Below are 13,740 nucleotides of genomic sequence, written 5' to 3' on the forward strand. Positions count from 1 at the left end.
TTTAGAATAAATTATTTTTTGCCCCAAATACTTCTTCTGAAATGATTAATAAAGAGCTTCTACTCTTTATTGAAACAGATTTTTCATTAATAGTTAAGGGTTCAAAAATCTCAGACATGCTAGTGTCAATAACTTTTAACCAATTATATTTACATTTCGGCAAGGGGAAATCGATACTTTTTGAATATGCATTTAAACCTATCCAAACCAGTGGACTAGTATTGCCTTTATTAATGCTAAAGGCAACTGTGTGAGACCAACTACTCCAATCGGGGCTATCTAACTTTGTCCCATGCCAATGATATGTTGGAATATTTTCATTGGTTTGATTATCAGGGAAGAATGATGGATTGAAAATGTTTATTAGTTTTTTTCGAATTTTTATAACGTATTTAAAATATTCTAATAATTCCAAATCTTTTTGACCATGTTCCCAATTCATCCAGCCCAATAAATTATTTTGGCACCAAGAATTGTTGTTCCCGCCTTGTGATCTTCCTATTTCATCACCCATAAGTATCATTGGAACACCTTTAGAGATAAGTAAACTAAGAACAAGATTTTTTTGTTGTCTTTTTCTTAAATCATTGATTAATAAGTTCGTAGTTGGTCCCTCAGTACCATGATTCCATGAATTGTTATGGTTATCTCCATCTCTATTTTGTTCTCTATTGGCAAAGTTATGTTTTCTATTGAAAGTTACTAAGTCTTTTAGAGTGAATCCATCATGTGAAGTAATAAAATTTATCGACTTTGGAAAAATATTATCTTCTTTATAAATAGATGGCGTCCCTTTTATTTTGTCGCTCATATTCCAAGCTGTATCTTTATCTCCCTTCCAAAATCTCCTCAAGTCATCTCTAAAATGACCATTCCAAGTGAAAGTATTCTTAGATGGGAAATCACCTAATTTATATAAACCGCCACAATCCCATGGCTCACTTATGAACTTGATATCGATAAGTTCTGGTTCACATTCTATATCTTCAAAAATTGGAGGATTATCAAGCGGTGAAAGATTTTCTCCTCTTGATAGGGCAATTCCTAAATCAAATCTAAAACCATCAACTCCTAATTCACTCGCCCAACATTTTAAAGATTCAATTATAAGTTTTCTAACTAATCCTCTGTTTGCTGCAATAGTATTACCACATCCTGAGACGTCCTGATAATTTTTATCTTTTCCAATAAAGTAATAAAGATTTTCATCTATACCTTTCCAAGATATTGCAGGCCCTTTTGAATCACCTTCGCAAGTGTGATTGTATACAACATCTAAGATGACTTCAATGTCTGCTTTATGACATTCCTCTACAAAACTTCTGAATTCCTCTCTATTCTTTTCGGGGGATTCATTCGAAAGATATTCAAAATGCGGAGTAAACCAATTAATTGGACTATATCCCCAAAAATTTTTTAGACCATTTGGGGCATCAGTAGGATCAAAACAAAAAATTGGAAGTAATTCAATTGTTGTAATACCCAGTTCTTTGAGATAAGGAATTTTTTTAAAAAATTTCTTAAAACAACTTTCATCTTTATCAGTTGATTCAGTGAAAGCTTTGATATGGAGTTCATAAATAATTGTTTCTTCCCAAGAATGTTTCGGTCTTGGATAATCTTTAAAATTAAATAATTTTCTATTGCAAACAACACTTTTAAGGCAAGAATTAGTATTTTCTTGATTTTTTAATGCATTTTCTCTTTTATAACTTCTCCATCCGGTAATACCCCTTGAACATGGATCAAGTAATACTTTTTTTTCATAGTTATTATTAATCCCATTATTTTTTTGTTTCACTCTAAAAGCATAAATACAACCTTCATCTAGATTTTTTATTTCCGCATGCCAATATGGGCCTGTATTATGAGTCTGATCTAATTTGAATGTGCTTTTGGGTGAAATAGAGTCCCCTTTCTCAAACAATAAGATTTCTACATATTCTGCATTTGTGGCTACTAAGGAAAAATTAATCCCTTGTGAAGTTAGAGAACTCCCTAAAGGAAATGGTTTACCTTTATTGAGATGAATCACTTTTTCTTTATCATTGATTAGTTAAATATTGAGATAATTTATTTAAATTACTGATATTTGAATAATATATGCAAAATTTAAAAAAAAACTCAAATTTAAGGCTTCACTAATCAACTTTATTAGATCTTGGAGAGTATTAATTTTCTAATTAATTACAATTGATGCATCCATCTGCTCAGTGAATAAAACGATTTATAGAGAAAGTTTAATTATGAGAAAACTAGATTTTTCTTGATTTCAAAATACAAATTGTGTCTTTTCCTGTGATGAGAAGGAAATATATCTGAAAATTAATAAAACATAATAAATAGCTCAAATTCTTAAATTCACCCCCCTTTGACATTTTCCCTATTTGCTAAATGTAGTTAAATTTTTAATGATAAATCTAGTGCCACCAATGCTTTTTGCTGTTTTCTAAATGGAAAGGCTATTTTTTATAAATGAAAAAGCGCGGTTATAAGAAATAAATAATGTTGCTAAAAATGTCCCTAAAATTTGTATAAAGCTTTGCGCCGCCGGCATTTTCGGTTGCCGTATTTGAATTTGCTCCATATGATGTGAAAGTTCGAGGTTTAAACTCGATTTAAATCTTTTTTTAACCCCTAGCTTTAATTTAAATTTCAATGAACAAAGCTGATTTAGTAAATCTTGTAGCAGCTCGTACAGAGCTCACAAAAACTGATGTTTCTTTAGTTGTTGATGCAGCTATTGAAACTATTGTTGATTCAGTAGTGGAAGGCAAAAAAGTCTCTTTACTAGGATTTGGTTCTTTTGAACCAAGAGATCGTTCTGCAAGACAGGGTTTAAACCCTAAGACAGGCGAAAAAATAGCAATACCCGCTAAAAGAGTTCCAACATTCTCTGCAGGTAAACTTTTTAAGGATAGAGTTCAAGGGTAATTTTTTTAATCTATTTCTTCCTTTAATAAAAGGGTGCTCTTATAGGGCATCTTTTTTTTTAATCGCAAAAAGATGTAATTTGCTCGATGCCCAATACTCTTAATGATGTATCCAAAATTTTGAAATCTTTAGAAGTAATGAAATGTTTAACTATTTTATTCCTTAAATTTTTGTTGTTATCTAATTTTGTTATGGCTGAAACAATACCAACAAATTCTAAAATTTTAAAACAAACTAGTGATTGTTTTAAAGATTCTCGAACCCAAATATGTAAAGAATTAGTTTCTGAAATAGAAAAACTTCAATTAGTAGTGTTTGACCAAAATAGATTCAAATGTCAGTCAAGTTTATTGGGGCTGCAAACGGAAATTATTGAAGCTTATTTTTTTAATAATTTCTCAAATGAGAGAATTTCATTAATGATTCCATATGTGATTAAAAATTGTTAATTATTAAAATAATTTATTTTTTTGGAATATTATAAATTTGTTATTTAATTTGTAATGGTAAAAGGTTTTTCTGATAATGAAGTTAAGAATAATACTCAAAATACTCAAATAAAAGAAAAAAAAGGCTTAGCAGGTTTTCTTAAAGGAAAGAAATTTACTTACACTTTGCCAGGCAAAAAACAAATTAATATTTTTGGATCAATAGTAATAGGCTTAAATATCATTTTAGTATTGCTAGTCATCCTTTATTTAAAGAATCAAGAATTCCATGACTTTGTGTTTAATGTTGGACGTTAGCTATATTTTTAGATCGAAAGATTTTATTAGATGATATATTTAAATTTTGGAATATCTCATGAAGGTAGTTAATTTAGTTTTTAAAGTATTTTTTTTGTTTATAACTGTTCTATTTTCGATATATTTTCTAACAGGTTATGACTCTGCTTTTGAGGCAGACCAAAATTGTCATTCGTATCTTTCAAGTTACGATAACCCATCTGGAAATTATGGTTGTGACCATGATACTGAGACTCATCAGTGGATACTTTACGAGTCCAATGAAAGTAAAGAACCAGCAAAAATTATTAAGAAATTTAGGTACAAGTTTTTATAAATCAATTTTCTTATAAAAAAACTTTGCAGATATAATAGAAATAACAGCCGTAATTGTGAAAGTAAGATATTGATATATGCTTCCTTCTAAGTAGATTTTATTTTTATATAGAGGAAAATCGACTAAAGATCCTATAGTACCCCAAATAATAACCCAAACAGATATGTATAAGAATACTTTTATTGGATTAGATTTTTTTGCTTCCATTTTTAATTAATACCAAAAATTGAAGAAGTGACAGGTCTGCCGCTAAAAACTAACTCGGTTAATATGAGCATTAAGAATCCGATCATTGCTGCTCTACCATTTACAAGTTCAGCACTGCTATTAAATCCAAAAACATTCTTTACTTCATCACCCTGATTGTCTACCCATTTTGAGTATTCATTATCAGTTGATGATGTATCAGCAGTAAAATCATCATTTTGATTTTCTATTGGAGAGCCGTTTTCTTGCATAGAGTCTTTATACTTTATTCTAGTAATTTTAAAACTAGTTTATTATTAAATTAAAGTTGAAATTATAAAAAAAATTAAGACAAAAATTATTATCCATAATAATTGTAATCTCAAGATTAATTGACAAATTAATTTAATTTTTTCTCCAGTGCAATTATCTCCATTCGCATTGATCTTTGGCTTTTTAATAATCTCATTTTTATATTTACTTTTTCCACCCAATGTTATTCCAGAAATATAAGCAAATATAGCTTCTGAAATCCCAGCATTAGGCGAATCATATTTTTTACCATCAAGATAGCTTTTTTTTATGATTGATCCATACTCATTAATTTTGGGACTAACTAAAGGTAATGTAATTAAAACTAATCTTGAAGGAACAAACGTGAAAATATCTTCGATTTTTGCACTGAAAAAACCTAAATATCTAAAATAATCATATCTGTAACCTATCATTGAATCTAAAGTACTTATGGCTTTATAAGAAAAACCAAGTGATAAAGGCCCTGGCAGAAAAATTGAAAATTTCATAAAAAAAATTCCAATAAAAATCCAAAATAATGGCCCAAATATTCCATCAACTGAATTCTCGGTAAGACTCTCCGTACTTGATCTCAAAAGATGTTCTAAAGTAGATGAACTTACATCCCTACTAACTATCCTTTGTACCTTCTCTTTGATTATTCTCTTATTTTGGTCATTAATTTCTTCGCATTCTATTAGCTCTGCAATCTCTTTCACACTTGAAATAAGTCCCTTAGTCGCAATGCAACTTGAAAGTCCAAAAAAAATTAGCAATCCACCCAAAAAATTATTTCTTGAATGCACATAACTGAGTTCTATCAATTTACCTAAACCAAAACTCATTCCTATGGTGGATATAGCTACTATTAAACCTCCCCAAAACAATATATTTTTATTTTCCCCAAAATTATTTATGAGGTAATCAGATATTTTTTTTATGTAAAAGCCAATTGCTTGAACAGGGTGGATTAAGAATCTTGGATCGCCGATTAATAAATCAAAACCAATCGATCCAAGGAATATTAAAAATAAATTTATTTCAGCCAACTGAACATCGAGCGCAAACCTTTACCTACTTTCTCAATTTCATGTTTTGAGTTCTCTTCTCTTAATTTTGTCATTAAGGGTTTGTTTTTATCGCATTCTTCCACAAAATTCTTAGCGAAAGTTCCATCTTGAATATCTTTTAGAATTTTCTGCATTTCTTTTTTTGTATCACTATTGATTAGTCTTTTACCACTTACATAATCTCCATATTCTGCAGTATTTGAAATGGAATCTCTCATTTGAGATAAGCCTCCCTTCACCATTAAATCAACAATAAGTTTAACTTCATGTAAGCATTCGAAGTAAGCAAGTTCAGGTTGATATCCTGCCTCTACAAGAGTTTCGAAGCCTGATTTGACAAGTTCTGATAATCCTCCGCATAAGACAGCTTGTTCGCCAAATAAATCAGTTTCTGTTTCTTCTTTGAAGTTTGTTTCAAGAATTCCTGCTCTCGTTCCGCCAATCCCTTTAGCGTAAGCCATAGCCAATGATCTTGCACTCCCAGAAGAATCTTGCTCTACTGCAAACAATGCTGGGACTCCTTGACCATTTTGATATTCCCAACGAACAGTGTGTCCAGGTCCTTTTGGGGCAATCATTACAACATCCACAAAACTAGGAGGTTTGATAAGTCCGAATCTTATATTGAAGCCATGAGCAAAACTTAATATCTTTCCTTCTTTTAAGTTTGGTTCTATTTCTTTAAGATAAACATCTTTCTGAAACTCATCTGGAAGGAGAATCATAATCCAGTCTGCTTTTTCGCAAGCTTCAGAAACGCTAAAGACTTGTAGACCATCGCTAATAGCTTTGCTTTCAGACTTACTCCCTTTATATAATCCAACAATTACATCCATACCGCTATCTTTAAGATTTAGGGCATGTGCATGACCTTGTGATCCATATCCAATAATCGCTATTGTTTTATTATTTAAAAGACTTAGATCTGCATCTGTGTCGTAAAAGAGTTGGGTCATTAGTTGTAGCTTCTTTGCATTTGATAATTAATATTTTAGACATTAAGGTGGAAATAAACCAAAAAAATTATTAATTTAAAAAATTAAAATTAAAATATTAATTTAGAAAGTTTAATACTGATTTGCTTCACTTGGATGTGTAATAACTCTATCAATTAATCCATAATTTTTTGCTTCTTCCGCACTTAGAAAATAATCTCTATCAGTATCCTTTTCAACTTTCTCAAATGATTGGCCTGTCATATCTGCCATAGACATGTTTAACATATCTTTAATTCTTAAAATTTCCTTAGCTTCTATTTCAATATCACTTGCTTGGCGTTGAGACGTCCCTCCTAAGGGTTGATGAATCATTATTCTGCTGTGGGGCAAAGCAACTCTTTTACCTTTTGTACCAGCTGCTAATAAAAACGCTCCCATGGAAGCTGCAAGGCCTACGCATATAGTTACCACATCACTTTTTACGTATTTAATAGTGTCATAAATTGCCAAGCCAGCAGTTACTGATCCTCCTGGGCTATTTATATACAGATAGATAGGTTTGGAATTATCATCAGAATCTAAATAAAGCATTTGTGCAACAAGGCTATTAGCAATACCATCGTTCACTTCTTGTCCAAGAAAAAGAATTCTTTCAACACCTAGTCTTGTATATATGTCGACCCATCTTTCGTATTGACTTCCTGGAAGTCTGTAAGGCACGCTTGGAGTTCCTATTGGCATGATTTTAAAATAGTTTTGTGAGTGTTAAATTTTATTTGGTAGATCTTTTTGACTTGTGAGTATTCTATCGATAACTCCATAATCTAGTGCTTCTTGTGGGTTGAGATAACTCATCCTGTCAGAGTCTTTTGAGAGTTCTTCGATGGTCTTTCCAGTATTACGAGATAAAATCTCCAACATTGATTTTTTATTTTTCAAAACTTCCTCAGCTCTTATTTGGATATCGGTTGCTTGACCTCTTGCTCCGCTTATAGGTTGATGCAAAACAATAGAAGCATGTGGAAGAGCGGCTCTTTGTCCTTTAGTGCCAGATGAAAGAATAACTGCAGCAGTCCCCATTGCTTGTCCGATACATATCGTGTGAACTGGAGGCTTAATGTAGCTTATTGTATCGCAGATAGCGAAAGCTTCTGTTTCAAAACCTACAGCGTCACCAGTGTACCAACTTGTCCCAGTTGAATTGATATAGAAATAGATTGGTTTTTCTGGATCCTCAAACTCTAAATAAAGAAGTTGAGCAATGATTAGCTCAGTGACATCCATTCCTAGTTGTCTTTTCGCATCATCATCTGAAAATAATGGTAAGCCAAGATAAACAATTCGCTCTTTCAGTAAAAGAGAGGGTAGATCTGGGGGAGGGGTCCTCATGACGGTGTTTTCGCCGTAATAAGGAGCAGATACAGTCATTTGTATCACGAAATTAAGATTGAACTGATTCTAGCTAGATTTAGCCCTGTGTCGCTGGTGATTTAAAAGATTTGTTTGACTCAGGATTATTTATTAGTTTTCCAAAGACCATTCTTCCAGTAGGAGTTTGTAATGCTCCTGTGATGACAATATCTAATCTGCTTCCAACAAAATTCTTTGCCTCATCAATAACAACCATTGTGCCGTCATCTAAATATCCAATACCTTGCATTTTTTCTTTGCCTTCTCTCACGATTTTTATATTAAGTGACTCTCCTGGTTGTACTTCTGGCCTTAAAGCAATAACCAAATCACTCAAATTCATAACTTTTAATTCTTTAACTTCAGCGATCTGAGAAAGATTATAATCAGCCGTAATTAAAGTTCCTGTCATATCCTCAGTAATTTTAAGGAGTTTTTCATCTACCCCATTACCTTCATACTTTGTTGGGTTTATTACAAGTCTTCTACCATATAAATCTCTTAATTCTTTTAATAACTTGAGACCTCTTCTGCCTTTCGACCTTTTTTCATTACTGCTTGAGTCAGCTAAAGTTTGTAATTCATCAATTACACTTTGAGCAACAATTAATTGTCCCTCCAATAAGCCGCAACTTAATAGACCATTGATTCTTCCATCAATAATTACGCTAGTATCTAAAATTTTTGGACTTGCAGCAGGGAGAATTCCTTCATTGATTAGATATGCATCAGTGTTATTTGGATTGAATAATCTCAATAATGTCCTCCCATGGGTATCTGCCAACTTATAACCAAGCACTCCAAAGAAAATGTTACTTAATATTGCTGCTAATGGTTTTGCGAAAAAAACTTCTCTAGGGAAGGGTATTAATAGTATTGGAGCTAGTAGGAGATTAGCAACAAGTAATCCTAAAATTAATCCAACTGACCTACTTATTAGTAAGTCCGTAGGCATTGTTCTTATTTGATCAAGAAAAGTCTTTCTAAGTTGAAGGAATACAAAACCTGCTGCTAAACCTACAAAAAAGCCAATTATTGCTAAAACAATTCTAAAACCTTCTACATTAGATACCTGTTTAAGTATGTCTACTGGCAATAAATCAACACCAAGCCACCCTGAAGCAGCCCCAGACAATACAAATAAAATTAATACTAAGATATCTGTCATATCTATAATCTACTAGGATTTATTAATTGAGTAAATAAGGATTTTATTTTTTTCGATCCTTAATACTTTTTTGGCGCTTAAAAATGAATTTAGATTATGAATAAGTTTCCAAAAAGTGCTTATGTGCACATTCCTTTTTGCCACAGAAGGTGTTTTTATTGTGATTTTGCAGTTATTCCACTAGGAAACGAAGTTGAAACTTTAAAAGGTTATGGAAGCAAAACAGTTAATGAGTATTTGCAATTTTTATATAAAGAAATATTGTCGATTAAGCATAAATCACCTCTATCGACAATTTATATAGGAGGTGGAACTCCATCAATTTTAGATCCTGCTCAAATCAAAGAATTAGTTGATCTTTTTAAAGAAAATTATGGAATTGACTATGGTGCTGAAATCACTATGGAGGTTGATCCAGCAAGTTTTACTGAAGATGATCTTTTCGGATTCATAAATGCTGGGATAAATAGATTTAGTCTTGGAGTACAAAGTTTTAATAATCAGATACTTCAAAAGTCGGGAAGGCGTCATTTGAAAGAAGATGCAGAGAAATCTTGTTTATGGTTGAAGAGAGAATATGATTCTGGGTTAATAAAAAGCTGGAGTTTAGACTTAATTCAAAACTTGCCACTAAGTGGATTTAAAGAATGGCAAGATGATTTAAAAAAAGCAATTACATTTTCACCACCTCATCTATCTATTTACGATTTAAATATTGAAAATGGCACTGTTTTTAAAAAATTAATTAATTTAGGCAAATTAAAACTCCCAAGTGATGAAGAAGCTTTTAGGAATAGTGAATCAACCCATTTAATTTTAAAAAAATCAGGGTATTCAAGATATGAAATCTCAAACTATTGCCTTCCTCGACATCAGTCGAGACATAATAGAGTTTATTGGAGTGGTTTAGGCTGGTGGAGTTTTGGTCAAGGTTCCACTAGTTCACCTTGGGGGGAAAAGTTTACTCGACCAAGAGTTAGTAAGGAATATAAAGAATGGGTAACTAAACAAGACGAATTTAATTTAGATTCATCCTTAACTAATAAGGAGTTTGTTTATAAAGAACTTGATGAGAAAATAATGTTGGGATTAAGACTCAAAGAGGGTGTAGATATCAAAAAAGTGTTTAAAGAACAAAACTGGGAAAACAAAAAATTTGAAAGCAACTTAAGTAAATTGTTTGAAGAATGGGAAAAATTTCTTGAAAGTGGACTTCTTGTAAGAAAGGGGAATAGATTCTTTTTAAGTGAGCCTAATGGCATGGAACTTAGTAATCAAGTTCTTGTTTCTATGTTTAAGTGGTGGGATGAGATTAACTAAGTCTTTCAGAGACTACCCATTCTTTTAATTTGTCCTTCAATAGTTTCTTCCCTTGGATAATTGGTTGGCAAAATGGGGGTTGATTATCATTGAGGCCTAACAAATCTGCAGTAACTCTTACTTGCCCATCGCAGTAATTACCTGCGCCGATACCTATTGTGGGAATTGTTAAAGAATTTTGTATTTCCTTAGCAAGCAAATCAGGAATATGTTCTAGAACTATTGAAAAACATCCTAATTCTTCAAGAATTGAAGCCTCTTTCTTAATTTTTTCTTGGCTTGCTTTGCTTTCTCCTTGTTTTCTTAATCCAATATTTAGATAGCTTTGTGGTGTAAGACCTATATGACCCATAACAGGGATTCCCATTCTTATTAATCTAGAAATAACTTTTTGTATTTCTGGTTCAGCTCCCTCCACTTTTACAGCTTTTGCATAAGTGCTCTGAATGATTTTCCCTGCATACTCAACAGCCTTATCCTCACCACATTGGTAAGTCAGAAAAGGCATATCTGAAACGACTAGAGGTTGTTCCTCAATTCTTTTCTTAAATCCTCTTGAAACAGCATTAGTATGATAAATTATATTTTCTAAAGTTATTGGCAATGTCGATTTGTATCCTAAGCAGACCATTGCTAATGAATCCCCTACTAGTACGAGATCTACATTTGCTTGTTCTGCAATAGATCCTGATATGGAGTCCCAAGCAGTTAGTGCAATGATTTTGCGAGATTTTTTTTTATAATTAACTAGGTCTGAAGGTAACATAACAAATTTATGTATCTTTTTTAATCAAGAATTGCTAAGATATTCCTGACTCGGCCTTTCGCGGTTTTAACGCCTAAACCTGGTCAGGACCGGAAGGTAGCAGCCACAAGGGATGCTTGAGGCAGGCGAGATAACCGAGTCACTCTATTTTACCTTTTAACCTATATCTTTTTTATTTTGCCTTAACCTCAAAAACTCAGGAATACTCGCTCCAGATTCTTTATTGTCGGAATAATTATATAAGGGTTGATTAGATAATCTGTTTTTTATTCTTTGCTGGTTTAATGGTTGGGTTGTTTCAAATCCTGTAGCAATTACAGTAACTTGTATCTCACCTTCCATTGCCTCATCGACCACTGCACCAACAATAATATTCGCTTCTTGATCAACAACATCATAAATAATTTCAGATGCAGAGGTCATGTCTTCTAAAGTCATGTCTTTGCCTCCAGTAATATTTATAACGCAGCCTTTGGCTCCATCAATTCTTGCTGCTTCTAATAAAGGACTATTCATTGCTGCCTGTGCTGCCTCTATAGCTCTCGATCTTCCTGAACCTATACCTATTCCGAGAAGTGCAGTGCCGGCCTCAGTCATAACTGATCTAACGTCTGCAAAATCAACATTAACTAATCCCGGGCAAGTAATTATGTCACTAATGCCTTTGACTCCCATCCTTAGAACATCATCAGCATTCCTAAATGCTTCTTGAAGAGGAGCTCCTGCTATAACGTCTTTTAATCGGTCATTTGGAATAACTATAAGAGTATCAACGTTTTCAGCTAGTCTTGCGATCCCCTCCTCTGCTTGACGCATTCTTCTTTTCCCTTCAAAAGAAAAAGGTTTGGTTACTATACCTACTGTTAGAGCCCCACTTTGTTTGGCTACTTCTGCAACAACAGGAGCAGCACCTGTACCAGTTCCTCCACCCATTCCAGCGGCTATAAAAACTAGATCAGATCCTTCTAAAGCTTGTTGAAGCTCTTCTTTGGATTCTTCGGCTGCTTTTTGACCAATACTTGGATTCCCGCCTGCACCTAAACCTCTAGTAAGGTTTTGTCCAAGTTGAACTCTACTTTCTGCAGAAGATTGTAGGAGGGCTTGGGCATCGGTATTGAGGACTCTAAACGAAACACCTTCTAAATCACTATTTATCATTCTATTGACTGCATTACTTCCACCACCACCTACACCAATAACTTCTATTTTGGCATTTTGGCTTGGAAGGATTTCTCTCGATTGATCAAAGTTTGGATTGTTACCGAAGCTCATCTCTTAATAGGAATCTTTTACTAGTATTGGGTGCATTATGAACTTACTGCGCTCATATGTAGGAATTTGTTGAAGAAAATCCTAAAAATATTTATTTATTAAATATTTTGTTTTTAATGCAAAACCCATATCAACACTACAATAATTAAAAAAAATTACTCAAAATACTTTTTCAAATATTAGGGTTTGAACACTTTTATTTTTGGTTTATCTGGATTAGTAAGATCAATATTATCTATTTTTTTTGAAAAGCTATTTTTCTTAAATTCATTTTTAAGATTATTGATTATTTGTAGTTGATAGTTGATTAAATTTGGCTTAAATCCTAAGAATATCGTTTTTAAATCTTCTTCCTCAACAGTTAGAAAACCATCGGATGAAAAAGTTATTTTAACTATTTCTAATTCATAATTCTCTATAGCGATAAAAATTTTAGATAATATTTTCTTAAATTTTTCTTTCCATCCAAAAACTTGTATTGTTAATTTATTCAAATTTTTTTTATCTACATTTTGGTTATTTATAAAAAAACCATCTCTATCAATGAAGCCTAATATTGTTTCGTCGTTCAATATCCTCTCACCGTAAGCTATTGGAATTCTTGAAGTAATATAAACTTTCAAACCAAAAGGAAATAATTCTCTGTTTACCGAAACATATTTAAGAGATAAATTTTGTTTTAACTCCCTTTCTAACAAATTAGTTTCAACAAAAATTAATCTAATTGGAAAATTTAAAGATGAATTTTTTACCAAATCACTCTGCGAAAAAAATTCACTACCAGAAATCCTAATATCCTTGGTACCAACTTTTTTGAAAGTTTTTATGCTTAATATGCTTGTTAAAAATAAAAATAAAATTAGAAAAAAAAAACTTTTATTTTTGATCCTTTTTTGGTTTTTCACAAATCACATCGAGCTTTTTCCATCAGTTGATCCATCCATTCTCTCGCTCGCTCTGCATCTGAAAATGGTACATCCATCTCTTTACCATCCCCTACTAATCTCAACCTGCATTTACCTTGAGATTCACTTGTTAGAGGAGCTTCCCCTGAAGTTAGAGCCATTAATTCAACTAATTCCAGTTTCTTGATTATAAAACAATCTTTTTCTTCAAATTTACCAGCTTCAAATGCGCTCCACTTTAACTCACCATCTTTTAAGGACGCTGCACCTGAACTATCTAACTTGCACAATTCAGAATCACTTGCCCAACTTCTAAAAAGATTTTGCCTCCTTCTTTCTAACCATCCAAGTGCAGTTAATAAAATGAAGATTAAAAGTAATGGTAACCAAAGTAGTCCATGCAACATTTTATTTA

17 protein-coding genes and 1 other RNA gene are annotated in these 13,740 nt (G+C 32.4%); 6 read left to right on the forward strand and 12 right to left on the reverse strand.

Annotated elements, in window-relative coordinates:
- Window position 1: 1 nt before the first annotated feature.
- Window positions 2-2,035, reverse strand: coding sequence for a glycogen debranching protein (locus tag EV02_RS01135; RefSeq protein ID WP_032520228.1), 2,034 nt, complete (start codon window positions 2,033-2,035; stop codon window positions 2-4).
- Window positions 2,036-2,658: 623 nt separating this feature from the next.
- Between EV02_RS01135 and EV02_RS01130 the strand changes: the two genes are divergently transcribed.
- The 4 genes from EV02_RS01130 to EV02_RS0108915 all read left to right on the forward strand — a co-directional run bounded on the left by EV02_RS01130 (window position 2,659) and on the right by EV02_RS0108915 (window position 3,996).
- Entirely contained in the window at window positions 2,659-2,934 is a 276-nt protein-coding gene (locus EV02_RS01130) for an HU family DNA-binding protein (protein ID WP_002806330.1), read from the forward strand.
- A gap of 86 nt (window positions 2,935-3,020) precedes the next feature.
- Window positions 3,021-3,383, forward strand: a complete 363-nt coding sequence (locus tag EV02_RS01125) for a hypothetical protein (RefSeq protein WP_241433719.1) — start codon at window positions 3,021-3,023, stop codon at window positions 3,381-3,383.
- 54 nt (window positions 3,384-3,437) lie between these two features.
- Window positions 3,438-3,680, forward strand: a complete 243-nt coding sequence (locus tag EV02_RS01120; RefSeq protein WP_025946293.1) for a hypothetical protein — start codon at window positions 3,438-3,440, stop codon at window positions 3,678-3,680.
- Between the two features lie 94 nt (window positions 3,681-3,774).
- Entirely contained in the window at window positions 3,775-3,996 is a 222-nt protein-coding gene (locus tag EV02_RS0108915) for a hypothetical protein (protein WP_342665566.1), read from the forward strand.
- On the opposite strand, the gene EV02_RS09775 is transcribed toward EV02_RS0108915, so the two are convergent.
- The 7 genes from EV02_RS09775 to EV02_RS01085 form a co-directional block, all read right to left on the reverse strand.
- Entirely contained in the window at window positions 3,991-4,203 is a 213-nt protein-coding gene (locus tag EV02_RS09775) for a hypothetical protein (protein WP_025941978.1), read from the reverse strand. The genes EV02_RS0108915 and EV02_RS09775 overlap by 6 nt on opposite strands.
- Before the next feature lie 2 nt (window positions 4,204-4,205).
- Complete coding sequence (locus EV02_RS01110) at window positions 4,206-4,454, reverse strand: chlorophyll a/b-binding protein (RefSeq protein WP_032520230.1); 249 nt, start codon at window positions 4,452-4,454, stop codon at window positions 4,206-4,208.
- A gap of 45 nt (window positions 4,455-4,499) precedes the next feature.
- Window positions 4,500-5,525 (reverse strand): adenosylcobinamide-phosphate synthase CbiB, encoded by a 1,026-nt coding sequence (gene cbiB / locus EV02_RS01105; RefSeq protein ID WP_032520231.1) that lies wholly within the window; start codon window positions 5,523-5,525, stop codon window positions 4,500-4,502.
- Complete coding sequence (gene ilvC, locus EV02_RS01100) at window positions 5,513-6,502, reverse strand: ketol-acid reductoisomerase (RefSeq protein WP_002807943.1); 990 nt, start codon at window positions 6,500-6,502, stop codon at window positions 5,513-5,515. Before ilvC ends, cbiB begins: the two co-directional genes overlap by 13 nt.
- 111 nt (window positions 6,503-6,613) lie before the next feature.
- The gene (locus EV02_RS01095) at window positions 6,614-7,225 is read right to left on the reverse strand and encodes an ATP-dependent Clp protease proteolytic subunit (protein WP_032520232.1); all 612 of its coding nucleotides are present in this window, start codon (window positions 7,223-7,225) and stop codon (window positions 6,614-6,616) included.
- Window positions 7,226-7,249: 24 nt separating this feature from the next.
- Window positions 7,250-7,912 (reverse strand): ATP-dependent Clp protease proteolytic subunit, encoded by a 663-nt coding sequence (locus tag EV02_RS01090; RefSeq protein WP_011376956.1) that lies wholly within the window; start codon window positions 7,910-7,912, stop codon window positions 7,250-7,252.
- Between the two features lie 40 nt (window positions 7,913-7,952).
- Entirely contained in the window at window positions 7,953-9,062 is a 1,110-nt protein-coding gene (locus EV02_RS01085) for a PIN/TRAM domain-containing protein (RefSeq protein ID WP_025891142.1), read from the reverse strand.
- A gap of 96 nt (window positions 9,063-9,158) precedes the next feature.
- On the opposite strand from EV02_RS01085, the gene hemW reads away from it, so the two are divergent.
- On the forward strand, window positions 9,159-10,382 hold the full coding sequence (gene hemW, locus EV02_RS01080) for a radical SAM family heme chaperone HemW (RefSeq protein WP_032520233.1): 1,224 nt from the start codon (window positions 9,159-9,161) through the stop codon (window positions 10,380-10,382).
- Here the strand turns inward: hemW and panB are convergent.
- Window positions 10,375-11,148, reverse strand: coding sequence for a 3-methyl-2-oxobutanoate hydroxymethyltransferase (gene panB, locus EV02_RS01075; protein WP_032520234.1), 774 nt, complete (start codon window positions 11,146-11,148; stop codon window positions 10,375-10,377). The two genes, hemW and panB, sit on opposite strands and share 8 nt — an antisense overlap.
- Before the next feature lie 47 nt (window positions 11,149-11,195).
- Here panB and ffs point away from each other — a divergent pair.
- An RNA gene (gene ffs / locus EV02_RS09245) (signal recognition particle sRNA small type) lies at window positions 11,196-11,292 on the forward strand.
- Window positions 11,293-11,304: 12 nt separating this feature from the next.
- Here ffs and ftsZ read toward each other — a convergent pair.
- From ftsZ to EV02_RS01060, 3 genes are all read right to left on the reverse strand, one after another.
- Window positions 11,305-12,420, reverse strand: a complete 1,116-nt coding sequence (gene ftsZ, locus EV02_RS01070; RefSeq protein ID WP_011863425.1) for a cell division protein FtsZ — start codon at window positions 12,418-12,420, stop codon at window positions 11,305-11,307.
- Between the two features lie 179 nt (window positions 12,421-12,599).
- Window positions 12,600-13,325, reverse strand: coding sequence for a cell division protein FtsQ/DivIB (locus tag EV02_RS01065; protein ID WP_032520235.1), 726 nt, complete (start codon window positions 13,323-13,325; stop codon window positions 12,600-12,602).
- Window positions 13,322-13,732 (reverse strand): hypothetical protein, encoded by a 411-nt coding sequence (locus tag EV02_RS01060; RefSeq protein WP_032520236.1) that lies wholly within the window; start codon window positions 13,730-13,732, stop codon window positions 13,322-13,324. Before EV02_RS01060 ends, EV02_RS01065 begins: the two co-directional genes overlap by 4 nt.
- Between the last annotated feature and the right edge of the window lie 8 nt (window positions 13,733-13,740).

This window comes from Prochlorococcus marinus str. SB, assembly GCF_000760115.1.
Taxonomy (GTDB): Bacteria; Cyanobacteriota; Cyanobacteriia; order PCC-6307; family Cyanobiaceae; genus Prochlorococcus_A; species Prochlorococcus_A marinus_D.